Source organism: Lysinibacillus sp. Bpr_S20 (assembly GCF_023337835.1).
Classification (GTDB): domain Bacteria; phylum Bacillota; class Bacilli; order Bacillales_A; family Planococcaceae; genus Lysinibacillus.
This window is the reverse complement of sequence record NZ_JALNLQ010000001.1, coordinates 728,680-745,795: the sequence shown is the minus strand read 5'-3', so window position 1 is coordinate 745,795 and position 17,116 is coordinate 728,680. Positions and strand designations below refer to the sequence as shown.

General features: G+C 38.5%; 18 protein-coding genes and 1 other annotated feature. Of the genes, 2 read left to right on the top strand and 16 right to left on the bottom strand.

Going from position 1 to position 17,116, the window contains the following annotated elements; translation table 11 throughout:
* Positions 1 to 48: 48 nt before the first annotated feature.
* The 13 genes from MWJ95_RS03675 to MWJ95_RS03615 form a co-directional block, all read right to left on the bottom strand.
* Complete coding sequence (locus MWJ95_RS03675) at positions 49 to 732, bottom strand: hypothetical protein (protein WP_249072353.1); 684 nt, start codon at positions 730 to 732, stop codon at positions 49 to 51.
* A complete protein-coding gene (locus tag MWJ95_RS03670) occupies positions 729 to 1,223 on the bottom strand; it encodes an ECF transporter S component (protein ID WP_249104341.1) in 495 nt (164 codons plus the stop codon). Before MWJ95_RS03670 ends, MWJ95_RS03675 begins: the two co-directional genes overlap by 4 nt.
* Positions 1,224 to 1,240: 17 nt before the next feature.
* Positions 1,241 to 1,501, bottom strand: a complete 261-nt coding sequence (locus tag MWJ95_RS03665; protein ID WP_249104339.1) for a hypothetical protein — start codon at positions 1,499 to 1,501, stop codon at positions 1,241 to 1,243.
* 261 nt (positions 1,502 to 1,762) lie between these two features.
* The gene (locus MWJ95_RS03660; RefSeq protein WP_249072350.1) at positions 1,763 to 2,155 is read right to left on the bottom strand and encodes a bifunctional adenosylcobinamide kinase/adenosylcobinamide-phosphate guanylyltransferase; all 393 of its coding nucleotides are present in this window, start codon (positions 2,153 to 2,155) and stop codon (positions 1,763 to 1,765) included.
* Entirely contained in the window at positions 2,104 to 2,703 is a 600-nt protein-coding gene (locus MWJ95_RS03655) for a histidine phosphatase family protein (protein WP_249104337.1), read from the bottom strand. Before MWJ95_RS03655 ends, MWJ95_RS03660 begins: the two co-directional genes overlap by 52 nt.
* Entirely contained in the window at positions 2,676 to 3,452 is a 777-nt protein-coding gene (gene cobS, locus MWJ95_RS03650; RefSeq protein WP_249072348.1) for an adenosylcobinamide-GDP ribazoletransferase, read from the bottom strand. Before cobS ends, MWJ95_RS03655 begins: the two co-directional genes overlap by 28 nt.
* 40 nt (positions 3,453 to 3,492) lie before the next feature.
* Positions 3,493 to 4,068 (bottom strand): bifunctional adenosylcobinamide kinase/adenosylcobinamide-phosphate guanylyltransferase, encoded by a 576-nt coding sequence (locus MWJ95_RS03645; RefSeq protein WP_249104335.1) that lies wholly within the window; start codon positions 4,066 to 4,068, stop codon positions 3,493 to 3,495.
* A gap of 12 nt (positions 4,069 to 4,080) precedes the next feature.
* Positions 4,081 to 4,695 carry a histidine phosphatase family protein gene (locus MWJ95_RS03640; protein WP_249104333.1) on the bottom strand — a complete coding sequence of 205 codons (615 nt, stop codon included), beginning with the start codon at positions 4,693 to 4,695 and terminating at the stop codon, positions 4,081 to 4,083.
* On the bottom strand, positions 4,692 to 5,777 hold the full coding sequence (locus tag MWJ95_RS03635; RefSeq protein ID WP_249072345.1) for a pyridoxal phosphate-dependent aminotransferase: 1,086 nt from the start codon (positions 5,775 to 5,777) through the stop codon (positions 4,692 to 4,694). Before MWJ95_RS03635 ends, MWJ95_RS03640 begins: the two co-directional genes overlap by 4 nt.
* The gene (gene cbiB, locus MWJ95_RS03630; RefSeq protein ID WP_249104330.1) at positions 5,764 to 6,720 is read right to left on the bottom strand and encodes an adenosylcobinamide-phosphate synthase CbiB; all 957 of its coding nucleotides are present in this window, start codon (positions 6,718 to 6,720) and stop codon (positions 5,764 to 5,766) included. Before cbiB ends, MWJ95_RS03635 begins: the two co-directional genes overlap by 14 nt.
* A complete protein-coding gene (locus MWJ95_RS03625; RefSeq protein ID WP_249072343.1) occupies positions 6,717 to 7,400 on the bottom strand; it encodes an adenosylcobinamide amidohydrolase in 684 nt (227 codons plus the stop codon). Before MWJ95_RS03625 ends, cbiB begins: the two co-directional genes overlap by 4 nt.
* Before the next feature lie 227 nt (positions 7,401 to 7,627).
* The gene (locus MWJ95_RS03620) at positions 7,628 to 7,810 is read right to left on the bottom strand and encodes a hypothetical protein (RefSeq protein WP_249072342.1); all 183 of its coding nucleotides are present in this window, start codon (positions 7,808 to 7,810) and stop codon (positions 7,628 to 7,630) included.
* Positions 7,811 to 8,023: 213 nt separating this feature from the next.
* Positions 8,024 to 9,382 carry an aspartate kinase gene (locus MWJ95_RS03615; RefSeq protein ID WP_249072341.1) on the bottom strand — a complete coding sequence of 453 codons (1,359 nt, stop codon included), beginning with the start codon at positions 9,380 to 9,382 and terminating at the stop codon, positions 8,024 to 8,026.
* 641 nt (positions 9,383 to 10,023) lie between these two features.
* On the opposite strand from MWJ95_RS03615, the gene MWJ95_RS03610 reads away from it, so the two are divergent.
* A complete protein-coding gene (locus MWJ95_RS03610; RefSeq protein ID WP_249104328.1) occupies positions 10,024 to 10,242 on the top strand; it encodes a hypothetical protein in 219 nt (72 codons plus the stop codon).
* Between the two features lie 28 nt (positions 10,243 to 10,270).
* On the opposite strand, the gene MWJ95_RS03605 is transcribed toward MWJ95_RS03610, so the two are convergent.
* The 3 genes from MWJ95_RS03605 to MWJ95_RS03595 form a co-directional block, all read right to left on the bottom strand.
* Positions 10,271 to 11,608, bottom strand: a complete 1,338-nt coding sequence (locus MWJ95_RS03605; RefSeq protein WP_249072339.1) for a sodium-dependent transporter — start codon at positions 11,606 to 11,608, stop codon at positions 10,271 to 10,273.
* Between the two features lie 590 nt (positions 11,609 to 12,198).
* Positions 12,199 to 12,419 (bottom strand) — a binding site (T-box leader).
* A gap of 260 nt (positions 12,420 to 12,679) precedes the next feature.
* Complete coding sequence (locus tag MWJ95_RS03600) at positions 12,680 to 14,122, bottom strand: M56 family metallopeptidase (protein WP_249072338.1); 1,443 nt, start codon at positions 14,120 to 14,122, stop codon at positions 12,680 to 12,682.
* Positions 14,119 to 14,481 (bottom strand): BlaI/MecI/CopY family transcriptional regulator, encoded by a 363-nt coding sequence (locus MWJ95_RS03595; RefSeq protein ID WP_249072337.1) that lies wholly within the window; start codon positions 14,479 to 14,481, stop codon positions 14,119 to 14,121. The genes MWJ95_RS03600 and MWJ95_RS03595 overlap by 4 nt, the downstream gene beginning before the upstream one ends.
* A gap of 876 nt (positions 14,482 to 15,357) precedes the next feature.
* Here MWJ95_RS03595 and MWJ95_RS03590 point away from each other — a divergent pair.
* On the top strand, positions 15,358 to 16,308 hold the full coding sequence (locus tag MWJ95_RS03590; RefSeq protein ID WP_249072336.1) for a TRM11 family SAM-dependent methyltransferase: 951 nt from the start codon (positions 15,358 to 15,360) through the stop codon (positions 16,306 to 16,308).
* Positions 16,309 to 17,116: the final 808 nt, after the last annotated feature.

The following is a 17,116-nucleotide window of genomic DNA, read 5'->3' as shown; positions in this document are numbered from 1 at the left end:
TGCCCCTTGCGACTTATAAAGTGCTACTTTTTCTCGAAGCAAGCCCAATTACAATGCAGTTTTACGTAGTTTTTCAAAATTTCTAGAAAAATATTTTTGTGCCAGCTGCTCTTTTTCTGGATCAATTCCTAGCAAAACTACTGCACATGGACCAGCCGATTTCTCAACATTTAATGAACTTTTGACCTGTTGCTTACCAAAAAGTCGAGTAAATTCTGCTTGTAGACCTTTTGATCCAACTGGCCATATTTGCTGCACGATTTCTTCTTTCCACGCTTGAAAAATAGGTTGGAGCTGTGCGACATCTTCAGGCTGTGCGAGGACTTCATCGCCTACAAGCGGCAGGCCATAAGTGTACCAAATAAGCTGTTCATGTTTCAATGTTGCGCGTTTCCGCAGCTCACCAAGCATCGATATAGACAAACCCGATTGAAGAGTCGGCATATTGGACTCTGTACTACCATCTATTGGCGGACAACTAAAACCTGCCTCATTAAATACCTGCTGAATACCTGCAATATAACGAGACCATGCTGCATCCCCTGAAAAGTTAGCTAGTAGGATATGTTTGGGTAAAGCATTTGCAGCGAGCTGCTCTAAAAAAGTAACACGTGCCGTTAAGTATGCAGTTAGTTGATCTGGCGCAGACACAACATCTTGTGGCTTTTCACCAATTGCTGCTGCATTATCAGTGGTAGCAATTAATTCACCAATTTTTATAGCATTTCTCAATGGACTCGACCTTCCTTACGCACAAACACTTTCGAGAGAATTGGCATCGCGACCGCAACGATCACTAGATTTACGAGTGTTGCCAATGGAAGACTAGTAAGTGACGTCCAGTAAAACGCAGGACTAATGATTAAGTAAAATGGTAATGGTGCCACCACGCCATTTAAAACAAGTGCTACAGGCCATTTCCAGAAATGCATTCCTTTTTTATGCATAACCCCAAAGATCCATACAACAATAAACATTTCCATTGCGATGATAATATGTAATGGTCCTAAAGGAAAGCCCATCGTTAAGGCTGAAATAAAATGCCCAATGACTCCCGCAATCCCAGCTAATACTGGAGATAAAAACACAACGCTCAAAAATGCGGGTGCTGCGTCAAGGGCAGCAGTTGAAATAAATGTAGGAATTTTAATGACTGCACCTACTGCACAAATTGCCGCTACCATCGCAGTAAGTGTCAATTTCATCAATCTTTGTCGATCCATCCCATTTCCTCTTTCTTTTATATTTTTTTATTATAGCGCGGGGTTGATTTCCGTTCCGGTTGTGCGCTTTGTTGCTGTCGCTTCGCTTTCGCACAGATAAAACATTTGTTGCTGTCGCTTTGCTTTCGCACAGATAAAACATTTGTTGCTGTCGCTTTGCTTTCGCTACAGAAAACATTTGCCGCTGACGCTTCGCTTTCGCGCAGAGCAGAGCTTCCTGGGGGCGTCCGATGAGCCGCTTTTGTTGCTGCCGCTGCGTTAGCACTACGCTTTCGCACAGAAAACATCCGCTACGCTGCAGGGTCTCGGGCCAACAGATGTCTTTTGCGCGAAAGCGTAGTGCTCACGAAGCGTCAGCAGCACCGATGTTGGTCACGAAGGCGTTATCACAGGATGTGATGCTTTTAGCCTTCGTTCCCCTATCGCTAATCCCCAAGGAGTCGCCCAACCTCCACTCCAATCAACTTATTTACAAAGCATACGTCCTAGAAAACTTATCCCCAAAATGAAAAGCCTAAAATAAATTTTTTTAAACTATATCATTTGATTTGTTCCCCAATACCGTACCAAATACGGACGACTTGTTCGGCTTCAGCAAATAACGCCTGGTACAAACGCCCGCATGTATCACGAAGTAAGCGCGCCTGTTTTTCCATCGGCACAACTCCTCTTCCCATATCGGTCACTATTATGTACAGGGCACAATTTTCTTCAAGTATCTTTAGTTTTGTCAAAATCATTTTGACAAGGGGTTCATCATCCTCAAGATTTTGTGTCACAAGCCATTTCTCTAAATTTTTAATCACTAGTACATCACAAGATGGAGCGCCATCAGGTAGGGTTCCTTCTACTAATTTGATTTTTTGGCCTGCAAGCAAATTCATGACATAGTCGGTTTTTCCACTATAGGCTCCTCCGATAAAGACATGCATCTCGCTCCCTCCTCCCAAGCCTTTCTTGTAAACGTTAAAGAAAACATTTTATCATGTGGCGTTTGATACGACCAAAAAGGTTGCTCAGTTGGTGCAAAAGCTACGAGAATTGCTCGAATAACTCCACCATGCACAACGAGATGATAAACATCTTCACCTTTTGGTAATTCATTGAACCCTTCTATGACACGTGCACAAAAAGCATCAAAGCCTTCCCCTTTTGGAGGCGGTGAATGTACGGGATCATCTAACCATGCACAATAACGGCTATCTAATTTCAAGTCCTCATATGTACGCCCTTCAAACACACCGAAGTTCGACTCTCGAAATCTCCTATTAGACTCGTATGTTGCATTCGGGAAATAACGGGCAGCTGTTTCCCGACAGCGCAGTAAATCACTGCCATACACCTTCGTGACATCTTTATCTACAATCGTTAGTAAAGATGGATTCACTAGTGAAGAATCTGTCCAACCAATATAACGCTTTTCTAAATTTTCCTTAGTTGGTGCATGTCTCATTAAGTGCACAATAACAACGTCACCCACAATACAACCTCCATTCCTTCAATTGATGCCCCTAGTAAATCTCCAGAAACGCCACCAAAGTTGCGCACAGTAAATTGCCGAAAGACTAAAAAAGCAATCGCTACTACAGCCATCAACACAAAAGGTACAATTGAGAAACCAATTACAACTAATAAAGTGATATTCGCAACAACTACTGTTAGAAGCATAAAGCAGATCAGTAATCCCGGCTTAATATGTGTTTTAAAAAAGTAGGCAAGTCCCTTTTCTTTTGAGCACTTGAGCGACATAAAATAAAAGCTCATGCCTACTCGTGTACATAACGGAATAAACACAAGCATCCACAGTGCTAACTTGTGCTGTACGAATAACTCATGCAGTACGACAAATTTACCAAGCACTAAAAATAGCACGGAAAGCACACCGAATGCACCAACACGGGGATCATCTAAAATCTCAAGCCGCTTTTCCCGATCCCGATAGGAAAAATAAGCATCCCCCATATCAATAAAACCGTCCAAATGTAAACCACCCGTAAATAAGGCAAATAATCCGATAATCACAAAGGAAAGCAAGACCTCACTGCTAGCCGTCCATTCCGTTAAACCATAAACCACCGCTGCCACTGTGGTACCCATAAGGGCCCCTATCCACGGCAAAAAGGCGAACATCCCTGTAATTGTTGCTTTCGTTAATGGAATTTCTTTATGAACCGGCAAAACTGTAAAAAATTGAAATGCAAGTTGCATACTATGCCAGAAATTTTTCATCGTCTTGCCTACCTTCTTTTTATTTTTAAAGCGTCTGTCGTTATTTCCATTTCTTTACCACACCATAATTTATTTCATATGCCTCATCCGCTATAGACACGAACCATTGATGCAATTTCCCAAGCATTTGTCGATATAACTCTACTTCTTCGCTAGCATATGGCGGCTCGTCGAATAATTCGTTGGAGACGATAAAAAACGTCACCCTTTTCTCAAGTAACGTCTTTACCGCCTTTTTTAAACCTTCAATTTTCTCCTGTAAACAGCCTGGTTGTTCTACACAGGGAGTACCCCTGTCAAAACCCTCATAAAAAGCATTGCTCAACCATGTCGTAACACAGTCCCATAACACGACATCTCCATCGCTCAGATTATACAACGTATTGGCGATGTCATAAGGTGCTTCTATCGTCAACCATTCAATATTTTGTGCACGTCTATCTGCCTGATGACGCACTATTCGCTTTTCCATCTCATGGTCCAGTGCTACGCCTGAAGCAATATAAATAAGGCGTTGTGCTTGCATAAACTCTGTTTGGTAGTGAGTAACAGCCGCTTTTTCAGCAAAGTGGGATTTACCACTGCGCACTCCCCCTGTAATGAATATCAGTGGCAATCGTTACGCCTCCTATTGTAAATGTTGAATGTTGCCGATATCTTGAACGAGCCATTGTTGCTCTTGTTTTTCAATAATCGTTACACTTGTCCCATTAATAAATGGCTCTGCCCACAACTTATCAATGCCTCGCCCCAAAACAGCATTAATGATACATTTAATCGTCACAGCATGGGACACGATTAAAACATTGTTGTCGGGATATTTTTCTGCAATTTTCTTTAGTGTAAACATCGCTCGTTCTGTTACCATCCCAAAGCTTTCCGTATGGGTTGCGACGAATTGTCCAGGATAATTGGTATACAATTCATAATCGGGATGAGAAGTCATAATGTCCTCGACTGTTTTTCCTTGCCAATCTCCTAAAAAAATCTCCCGTAAATCATCCTCATAATAGATTGGAAGCTGTTGATCAGCTAGAAGTATATGCAAAGTTTCCTTAGCACGTCCGCTTGAACTAGTAAATGCGGCAGTAAAAGAGATACTTTTCAAATGATCTCGTAGCTTTTCAGCATGTAAACTACCAATCTCGGATAATGGCGAATCTAACCATCCCTGTAGCCGATGTTCTTTATTCCACATCGTTTCACCATGTCGTACTAAATAAAAAGTTGTCAACTTTCTCACCCCAAATTTTCGTTAAACCACGCCTGCAAACAATTATGTAAATACGTCATAGCCGTTATATCTTTAATTCCTATACGGAACCATTCGCCATTTAAGCCCTTAAAGTTTTTTGTATGGCGCAGAACAACGCCCTTTGATAAACAATAAGTAAAAAATGTATCTGCATGCTGATTTTTCGGCAATGCAAAACATACATAATTCGTTACACTATTAGTTACCCGACAACCATGCTCATGTAAATAGTTTTGTAGCGATTCACGTTGATTTTTAGCATAGGCAATGGCTTGCTCACAATATAGGTGTTCATCTAAACAGCCTGTACCTATAATAAGGGCAAATGCATTCAAATTCCAATGCGGTAGGTTCAACTTTAGCTCAGTAACAACTACCGGGCTTGCTACTAAATAGCCAAGGCGCAAACCTGGGATGGCATACATTTTTGTCATCGAACGGACGACAATCATATGAGGATTTTCAGCTACATACTGGATCAATGAATAGTCTTCATCCACCCAGTCAATAAATGCTTCATCAATGACGAGCTCACAATTGACCTTTGCGCCATGAGAGATTAATTTGAGAAGTTCCTCTTTCTTCGGTAGCACCCCGGTCGGATTGTTCGGTGTGCAAATATATAACGCATCTGCGTTCACCATTTCACGCTCCAGGTCTTCCATTGGCAATGTATAGTGAACAATATCCTCTACAATAATAGGCACAATTTCAGCGCCTGCTGCTGTTAATGTTCGTTCATATTCTGAAAAAGTTGGATGTACGATAATAACACGCTTATTGGCGTAGCGTCTAACTAGAACACTAAAGAGCTCAGATGCTCCGTTACCTAGTAATATAGATTCTTTTTGAACTTGATGAAAAGCTGCCACCTTTGATAAAAACGGCTCACCGTCTGGATCTGGATAACGTTGAATGAGCGGATAAAATGTCCGCCAACGCGCCTCGACAAACGGGGGTGGCCCTGCCGAATTAACATTTTCGCTGAAATCATACACCTCTTCGGGCATAGCAAGCCCTAGCTGATAATAAACATTTTGCGGATTTGCTCCGTGATTAGGTAATTGCAAAAATAAACACCTCCACTGCTAACATAACTAAAGTAAAGAGCAAGGTCGCAATGCGCATATGAATTACAGACGTTGCGATATGCTCCTTCGTTAATGGAACTAATTTCTCGCCCATCACTGCTCGATAAGAAACGACACCCTGATATGTATTTTTTCCACCAAGCTGTACACCTAATTGAACAGCTGTAGCTGCTTCTAAATAACCACTATTAGGACTTGGATGCTTTTTCGCATCCTGTGCCCAACGTTTTAAGCGCTTACCGAGAGATACGTTTGATTCATTTTTCGTCCCTAGCACCATCAGTAGACCTGTTAATCGACTAGGAATAAAATTCAATACATCATCTAGCTTTGCCGCAAACATACCAAAATCTTTATATTTCTCGTTTTTATACCCAATCATAGAGTCTAACGTATTGACGGCTTTATAGCCCCATAACCCTATCGCGCCAAATAAAAAGGCATAAAATAACGGTGCGGTTACCCCATCACTCGTATTTTCTGATACCGTTTCCACAACACCTCGAACAATCTCATCCTCGTCAAGTTTCTCCGTATCACGTCCAACAATCCAAGACAATTTCACGCGAGCTTCAGCAAAATCGCCTTTTACGAGTGGTTCATAGACAGCCATCGCCGCTTCCTTCAAGCTACGCTGTGCTAATCCAATCCCAATAAGTAAGCCCTCAACCAAAATGCCACATAGCAGGTTTACCTGATAGCTTAGTAGCATAATAGCCGTGACAACAAACATCGTTGTACCAACTACAGCGAGCGTCATCACCATGCCACGAAATTTTCTCATGCTTCCCTTATTCCATAATTCTGTTTGAGATTGAATGAGCTTTCCAATCCAGCGCACTGGATGAGGCATTTTAGGAGGGTCCCCCACTATTACATCAAAAACAAGCCCAATGATACAAGCAATCGCTAGTGCCATCATAAAGGATTCTCCTCTTTATCTTTCTTATATTTTTGAATGGCCTCACGCATTGTTTCATAAACACCATGGCCAATGACTTTACCTAGCATTGTAATAGGCCCTGCATACTGATGGTAAGCACCTTCCTCTGTCGAGGCAATCAACAAGCTATCCGTTGAAGTACCTGTCGCTTGTGTACCCGTTGTTGGATCTGTTATGTCCTCATCAAACAGTGCCTTGACCTTGGCCTCTGTCGTAGAAATCATGGCCTGAAATAATGCTTCATCCGACAATTTCCCGTTTATTAATACCCACGTATTAATAGTCCCAGCATGATACTGTTCCTGACGATGAAAGGCACGCGTAATATCGACCGCATTGCCAAGACCAGCCGTAATCATAATGACAAGATGAATTCCTTCATATGTAAACTCACGAATTGTTGCATACCTAGCATAGACGGCCGTCATCATCGCAACTGTATTATCAATCGGAAAGCCCTCAGACTGTAGAAACCGTTGTAATTCTTTCTGTGGTTTACGTTCATCATACGTATAAGGCACGGAACGATTCATCAAATGTGTATAAAAGCCAAAGCCCGGATTATGTACCGCTGACGATACGACCTTCATTGGTGAGTCTGTTTGAATGGCAACATAATGGTCAGAAATATGAATATCTTCCTTGCGTAATATCGGCATTATCTCGCCTCCTTTTCAATATGTTGGGCAAGCGATAACAAAAATAAAAAAACAAATTCTTACAAAGAAGAATTTGTACTGTTTATTTTTAATTTAATAATTTATTGCAAATATAAACCTTTGAATGATCGTACAGCATCACAACTTCAACATTTTCAAATTATTTATTTTTTTGAAATTGTATCACAAATTCACGAGTTATCACAATTCAATTTCGATATATTCGTTTATTGCCTTTGCTTTAAGGTTTTAAAACGAATAATGGAACCCGCAATGATAAATACCCAGCCAATACCGATATAGACAATTTTCATTGTTTTTGTCGAGGACGGTAAAATATCCACAATAGTTAAACAAACAAATAGTATGCCAATCATTGAAAGAAGCATACCAATTGATAATTTTTTCAAAATAACAACCTCCAATCAATGTACGCCCTCGATTTTACCGTATTCCAGCCAAAAAGAAAACACCAATCCAGTTTAAGGATTAGCGTTTACACCACATTAACGAGCAGTAATTTTTACCTATCCCGAAAACAAAGCCCTTAAAGCTCGATGGAAGAACACTATTAATCAGTGAGGATAAAGAATCCCCACTGATTTATGTTTCACATTATTTCCCTACACTCTTGCATGCGCAAAAAATTCTCCATAAAGTGCTTGTAAAATTTGGTTTTCATATTCTTGTAGCACACCAAATACTAAACTAACCTCAGATGAACCTTGATTTATCATCTCTATATTTGCACCTGTTTTTGAAATCGCAGTAGCAGCACGTGCCGCTAAACCTGTGTTATTACGCATACCTTCGCCTACTATAACAATCATCGAAAACCCATGACGCATTTGCACATCATCTGCATTTAACTCACTTTTCACACGAGAAAGAATTCGTTCTTCATTTTCTAGTGTTATTTGATTTGAACGCATAATGACAGAAATATCGTCTAATCCAGACGGTGTGTGTTCATATGAAATATTTTCATCTTCTAAAATTTGTAGAAGCTTGCGTCCAAAGCCTACTTCCCTATTCATCAAATATTTTGACACATATAAAGTTGAAAAGCCACTGTCTGCCGAGATCCCTGTAACCGGACGTCCTGTTGTAGAACGTCTTGGAACGATACGAGTTCCCGGGGCTGATGGATTATTTGTATTTTTTATGTTAACTGGCACCCCAATCTTATAGACAGGCATTAACGCTTCATCGTGGAAAACTGAAAAGCCTGCATAGGATAATTCGCGCATTTCGCGATACGTAATTTCTTTAATTTCCACTGGATCATTTACAACTTTAGGATTCGCGGAGAACACACAATCCACGTCCGTAAAGTTTTCATAAAGCTCCGCTTCAACAGCAGCTGCTAAAATAGAGCCTGTAATATCAGAGCCTCCGCGGTCAAATGTACGTAGTATGCCCGCTTTAGTGTAACCGAAGAAACCAGGGAATACAATAATTTCCTTGGTATATTTTAGATGCGCTAAATTAGCATAAGCCTCTGGTAAAGCATACGTACGTTCAGGTAAATCATTGACGACCAAACCTTCTTTTGGACTTACGTAACGTGCCGGCATACCGATTGAATTAAAATAAGTAGCGATTAGCTTCGCATTATTGTCTTCTCCTGCCGCTTTGATGCTATCGATAAATAATTCCTCATTCGATTTATCACCTTGGACACGTTCACGTAAATCTTCAGCTATCACATCACAAATTGTATGATCTAACCCCAAATCATCCGCAATCGCCATAAAACGATTGACAACGATTTGTAATTCTTTTTCTATTTCTTCATTTTTTAATGCTGCCGTTGCTAAGTTAATTAATAAGTCCGTTACCTTTATATCGTCACCAGAGCGCTTCCCTGGTGCAGAAACGGCTACGATTTTACGTGCCGGATTAGATTTTACAATGTTTGCTACTTTTTGAATTTGTTCTGCACTTGCTACAGATGTTCCACCAAATTTACATACGATCATAACCATCAAATCCTAACTTTTTAAATTGAATGTATTCCTCCAAAAAACAATTGAATGTACACAGTGTACAAATTATCGTTCCCCACGTCAATACAATTTAAAAAATTCACGCAATTAATCGATAGAAAATGGACAATTTTCACACTGTTTGATTTATTATACGGATTTCGTATGAAATAGTTAAGGTTTTTACAAATTTTTTTCGTAGAATTCCTATAATCGTACAAATATTTGTCTGAACTAGCTGAAATCATCAAATTTACAGAAATTTTCAATCCTAGATCTGTCGTGGTAAAACAAACCACGTCTTTAGCAATCTAAATGTGGCGATTCATATGAACTATTTTGTTTGTATAACGTAGTTTCTCTAAAAGAACCCTTTTGTGCATACTTAAATTATTTAGTGTTTTTCAGCATACTTAATAAAATTGTAGTGCCTTTCTTCTATATTAATTGAAGAAAACGCTTTCTCCATTATGATATGCAGAACTAATTGTGATGTTTGTGCTATTTATGGATGATGTCAAGCTATTCTTTTTTTTGAATTTTTTATCTGTTTTAGGCGGGTATTGCTTTGATTTGCGTAGGTTTCTTTTTTCTGTGGAGGGGCTGTATTCGTAGGGACCAGAGCGATTCTTGAAGTGATCCGATTGGTGTTCTCTTTACCTGTGCAGTTTTTAGGGGGAGCCGATCACTTTTCTCTTGGACCTGAGCAGTTTCTTGAGGAACCCGATCACTTTTCTCTTGGACCTGAGCAGTTTTTTGCAGGACCTGATCACTTTCCTCTTGGACCTGAGCAGTTTACTTTGTTAAAGTATACGAATGGCAAAACGGTTAACTTTATAGCGAAAAGGCCCTAACATAACGATATGCTAGGGCCTTTTATATTTAGATCAATCCAATTACATTTAAAAATACGATAATAATGGCAAGTGGTGCTATATAGCGAAGTAAGAATAACCATATTACAAATAATTTATAGCCCTTATTTTTACTTACGCCCAGTTCATTCATTAAGACATCTTTCTTCATTTTAAACGGTACGAAAATCGCAACTAATAATACACCGAGCGGCATAAGAATATTACTGACTGTATAGTCTGCTAAATCAAATACCGTTTTCCCAAACAATGTCACATCACTTAAGACGCCATATGATAAAGCCGATGGAATCCCAACAACAAAGATTAGTAATCCGACAATCAATGCCATTTTTTCGCGCTTCCCATTCCCTTTTGCCGTTATAGAGGCCACGCTAATTTCCAACATGGAAATGGCTGATGTAATCGTTGCAAAGAAAAATAGTAACAAGAAAATAATGAAGAACACTTTTCCGAATGCCATTTTACTGAAAATAGCTGGCAAGACAATAAATAATAGACCAGGTCCTTGCGATGGTTCCATTCCAAATGCGAATACTACTGGGAAAATAGCAAGCCCTGCAAGCAATGTAATGACAAGCGTTAAACCGACAATAGAAAATGCAGAACGTGGTAAACTTTCTTCTTTCGGTAAGTATGAGCTATAGGTTACCATTACGCCCACACCGACAGATAATGAGAAGAACGATTGCCCCATCGCATATAAAATAATTTCAGATGTAACATTTGAGAAATCTGGCTGTAAGAAGAAACGAACCCCTTCCACTGCCCCATCTAATGTAAGAGCACGAATAATCAATACAAAGAATAAGACAAATAGGGCTGGCATGAAATATTTATTCACTTTTTCAACACCATTTTGTACACCTTTACTTACGATAAAAATAGTCATCAGAATAAATAATAATTGTGATCCAACCGCTAAAAATGGATTAGAAATGATGTCACCAAAGGTTGCTTCGTACGAGCCATTTCCTTCCCACAGTCTACCTGTAATGGCATTCCATAAATATAATAAAATCCATCCTCCAACAACACTGTAGAATGACAGCAATATGAAACAAGTCACAATCCCTAATTTACCAACCCACGGCCACCTCGACTTTGGAGCAATAGTTCTATATGCTTCAACAGCCTCTTTTTGTGCGCTTCTTCCGATGACAAATTCCGCCAATAATAACGGTAAACCAATTAATAAGGTAAAACCGATGAAAATTAAGAAGAATGCACCGCCACCTCCAATACCGGCCATATACGGGAACTTCCAAATCGCACCTAGACCTATTGCCGAGCCTGCTGCGGCTAAAATGAAACCTAATTTCGATGTCCATTGCTGTGATTCCATCTCTTTAACTCCTCTCTTCTACTATTTCTTTGTTTATGACAATTCGGTCTTTGTTCATTTTGGCCTATCATGACCCCTTTCACATACAACCACTGCCTTCAAACCTAGGGAAGATAAAAATACCGCGGTACCTTCCTGGTTGCGTAAATACCATCAAACTATTCACAAAAAATGCCCCTACGCAAATACGTAGGGACGATATAATATCGCGGTACCACCCTAGTTATGAAGCTACAACAAGAATAAAACCTTAATCCATTATGCCTCAGCATAATTGCGTCCGAAATCGGCTTTGTACCTACACAAAGAAATCCTCTCCGATTCCGTGACACCCGCCGAAGGCTTTAACTTCTTTTAGCGGGTGTTTGGATACCCACTAAAAGAAGTTAAAAATCGTCCCTACGCATATACGTAGGGACGACTAAATATCGCGGTACCACCCTAGTTATGAAAAAATAACAAGAGTATTAGCCTTAATAAAAAACGCCCCTACGCAAATACGTAGGGACGATTAAATATCGCGGTACCACCCTAGTTATGAAAATACAACAAGAATTAAACCTTAATAAAAAAACGCCCCTACGTAAACACGTAGGGACGATATATATCGCGGTACCACCCTAGTTGTGAAAAATCTTCACCACTTTATTTGATAACGGTAATCACTACCGTCTTCCACTTCCTCACAACATGTGATTTATGAAAGATGCTCCAGGTCGAAATTCATGATCATCTATATACTGATTCGCACCAACCATCAGCTCTCTGAAATAGGGAGATTTTCACTACTTAATCCTATCATTGCCCAAATATTCATTTTCCGAATTGATACTATCATTTTTATCACACATTTAATACTAGAGTCAATTAATTTTTTGAATTTTTATGTATTTCCCTCTTATTTTTCGTACTTTCGCATACATTTTTATACATCACAATAAAACTAGGCTCACATTGTTGGTGAAACCTAGTTTTTTATCTCAATCAAACTATATCGCGAATTTTCAGTCTCTTGTATTCAATAAGACCCAAATCCTAGAAAGTTTTCAGAAAAGGTGATCCATGAAAATATTAAGGGTTCTTACTGTTTTTATTTAAGGGCAGACTTTCTAAACGGTCAATAAGTTGTTGCAGGCTTTTTTCGTCTGTGGCGTACTGTCTGACATCCTCTCCAACTAATTTGTCTACCTGTTCTCTAGTAAACGTAAAGCTATTAACTATATCATCGCTTTGACCCGAGCTGTCCACAATCGAATAGGTTATACTATCGATGTTATCAATCAGGCTTAAGAGGACTATGGCATTACGATGAAAAGCTTCGCCATTTATGTTCCTCTCTTCTTTCCTACTTATAGAATCCTTCATTCTATAATTGATCGTCACTCCATAAGGCTGAACCTTCGTTTGAAGTGCCATGTTCCATTGATAATCTGTTGGATTGGGCATTCCACCGATGAGCCCGCCTACTTTAGTAGCATTACCTACATAAAGTGTTTTGTTCTCTATTAGCTGATCAATATTATATCCTGATGGTCCCTGTGACGTTTGCTGCAAAGGCTTTGGATTGGCAGTACATCCTACAACTAAAGCCATAATAACAATCATATATGCTGCAATTGTTCTCTTAGAAGCTTGACGGTAAGTAAGAATATTTTTAATTCTTGCTTTCACATTGCTCTCTCCAAAAGCAAGCGGACTTCCGGTTGGAAACCTTTTATTGCTGATGGAAAGAGTAAGCAATGAGGTTGAGTAGCTTCTTTTTATCTGGTTGCCCATCTTATTAACGACACTCTCATCGCAGGACATCTCCATATCCTTACTCATCAACGCGTAAGATAACCACATGAGCGGATTAAACCAGTGAATGATCAGCATGATAAATGCCAAAGGTTTTATGAGATAATCACGCCTCATAATATGAATCTGCTCATGAAGTAAAATGTAAGACAGCTCATGATCACTCATGCCGATTGGGATGTATATTTTCGGATTCAGAAAACCAAGAACAAAGGGTGTTGCAATCTGGTCAGTCTCATAAATATTATCTTTGACAAGTGTTGCAGTTCGAACTCTAACTACTATTTTGAAGTACGATATAATGCTGTAAAGTAGCAGTATAACTACACCTGCTATCCAAATTATACTTGCAATCCAGATAATGATTTGCATAGGGTTTGTACTTGCCATCGGAGTAGCCACTGGAAGAGATGAATTTATAAAATGACTTACTTCTTTAATGCCACCATCTACAACAGGCGTTTTCTGCATACCAATTTCCGCTGGCACAAATTCCAGGAAACCCGTGCCTGTTTTATCCTGAGGTTTCACGAAACGTAATATACTAAAGCTTGAAGCGAAACTAACGGGAATAATCAGTCTGATTGCTACGGCCACCCATAGAATATAAGAGAATATTTTAGGAGCGCGCTTCAATAGGAATCTCGCCATGATCACAGCTAGTGCGACAAAACTTGCAGTAATGCTCATATTAAGGATTATAAGAAACAGGTTCATTCTTTCGTTGCCTCCTCAATAATCCGCTTCAACTCTTCCGCTTCCTCATTCGAAAGTCCCTTTTCACCTAGAAAAGCAGTTAAAAACTGTGGCAAGGAACCATTGAAGGATTTTTCAACAACCATTTGGCTTTCGTATTTCAGTGCGTCCTCTTTTTTAACGACGGCTGTGACCGTTGCCTTCTCATTTCTAAGGATTCCACGCTTACATAATTTTCTTAAAACAGTATAGGTCGTGGACTTTTTCCAGCCAAGCTCTGTTTCGCACAGCTTAACAAGATCAGTAGAATTAATGGGCTCATGATCCCAAATCAGACATGCAAATTTGTATTCAGCATCGAACAATTTATACGGTTCCATTCTAATCGTCCTCCTAAGTTTATCGTAGTAAACCTCTTGTTTGTGAGTTTATTGGAATAAACCTCTTTTGTCAACAATTAGATTTTATTTTTCGAATACTGTTCCAGAAATTCAACGACTATATATCGCTGTTTCTGCTCAGTACGATTTGTTGAAATCATTTTGCTTGTAATTGTTGCTACCTATGCTTCAATCCATTGCCCAAAAGAAATGACCACATAACTGCATTATTTATTTTTAACAAAATATGTTACTCTAACATTATAAGGGAGGGATATTTTGTTAAATTCCTTTAGCAAATATACAAAATATGTAGTGCTACTCATTTTTATAGTTAAAATAATTTCTTTTGGTATTCCTGAATATGTAAAGCCTATTTTTATTTATGAATATTTTATATTTTTCGGATTTAGTTATTTATTTGCTATTCTTCAAGATTTTTTTAATCCAAGTGAAAAAACAGATATTTACCTACGTGTAGCCATCATCATCAGTTCTATCGTCATGTTGTTTACTTCAATCTACTATAAAGCCACGTTCTCGTTTACTTTTTCTGTAATAATATTCATTTCGTTTAGTTACTCATTATATTTAGCAATCAAGCAAAACAAAGTGTACAAGCAACAGGATTAATACCTTTGCTTGTTTGGTTTGTTGACATAAAAACAACAATTAGGAAGCAATCTTTAGGAATAGACCTCATCCCTACTTAAATACTATCTAATCCCAGATGTTCCCCTCTTTCAAATCTATATATTGATATCCAGTGGCTTGATAGAGTCACCTATGATACGATTACCAAATAAACAACTTCATTTGTTTTTTATGAGCGTTAGTGAAATCAAGTGAACAACAACTTAAAAGGATGATAATCAATTGAGTAACGAACAAAATAACAGTAAATTTATATACACTTATGTCCATCATGTTGACGAATATGATCTATGTAGAATGGAGATGCGTTCATTTTTTAGTCTGGATACCCCATCAAACTTTATAATAAGCGATATTAAAATTGATCCAAGCCGCAGTCCTTTTATACAAGATAGACTGGAAGTGCTATATGAAGATAATAGTTTAGAGAACATCAAGTCATTGGTGAAGGCGATAAAAAATGAAGCCACTTTTAAAGTAGTTTGTTTAAATAGTATGGATATTGGTGAAGAGAAGAAAATTCATCTGCCAGAGCGTCGATTGATAGAACGTGAGGTAGGATTGTGCATAGAGGGCGAACCAGAACTAAATGATCCTGCAATTGTATATGGTCTAATTATAATCGATGGCATATGGTATTTTGGAAAGCATATGAAGAGTGTATCCATTTGGCGTAAACATTTACACAAGCCACACAGTTATTCCACGGCACTTAGTACTAGAGTAGCTCGTACGGTTGCGAATATCGCGGTTCCGCAGCCTCAAAATATTCGTGCAATCGACCCTTGTTGTGGTATAGGGACAGTCGTAATTGAAGCCCTATCCATGGGGATTAATATTGAAGGTCGAGATATTAATTACAATGTCTGTCATGGTTCCAGAAAGAACATCACTTATTTTGGGTTGACAGGCAACATTACATTAGGTCCAATCTCCGAAGTGAAGGAACATTATGATGTCGCTATCATTGATTTACCCTATAATTTATTTACGCATACCTCCACCGAAGATCAATTCAATATTTTAAAACATGCTCGACGCATTGCAGATAAGGTAGTTGTCGTTACTATTGAAACAATTGATGACATGGTAGAAGATGCCGGTTTTGTTATAGCTGATCGATGTGTTGCTAAAAAGCAATCGTTTTTACGACAAATTCTATTATGTGAATAAAGACACGTACTATCTATCCAAATACGGTCACTGAGCTACGCCCTTTCCGTTCTTTCACGTAAAAGTCTTCTGGCAGGAAATGATTGAATCGCTTCAAAGGCGATTTGCAATGAGAAAAAAAGTAAACCAACTAACAGCTTGCAAAACCGAGGCAGGTTTACTTTTTTGTGTAAAAGTATATGACAGTGTTATTGCTTTTTAACTCTATAAAAAAAACAAGATTTGAAATTGATGATAAGGTAATTACCAAGCCTTATTCAATCTATCGTGTACCTTTAGAATCATTATTGATTAAAAAATATATTTTTTTAATCGCTAATATAAAAAACTCCATTTTGAAAAATCATTGATCTTTATCTTTTTAACTTAGTATGAGATTTTTAAAAAAAGTTTGATTATTTTTATTCAACTAAACCCCCTGTTTAAAAACAACAGCAAAGCTTATTAAACAATCGCGCCTTATTGTTATTAATCACAAAATATAAAAAAGTGCAGACTGTATACATACGTTGTAATGAAGTAAACTATATTATAAAAAGTACAAAATGATTTTGTACCTTAGTTTAACTTTTCAATAGGAGTTGGAGAATTGCTGAATATAAGGTAGGAATTATTAAGAAAAGAAGGAGAGATACAATGTTCGATCAAGCTGCGTTTTTTATTTTTAGAGTCCTGGTAATTCTAACGGTTTTGGTTGTTGTGTTTGGAATCCCTCTTGGGGATACACTGCTTAGAAGAAAATAAGACTGCATCCAAATGGATGTAGTTTTTTGATTTTACATCTTGCTTCGTTTCTGATTTCGTTTGT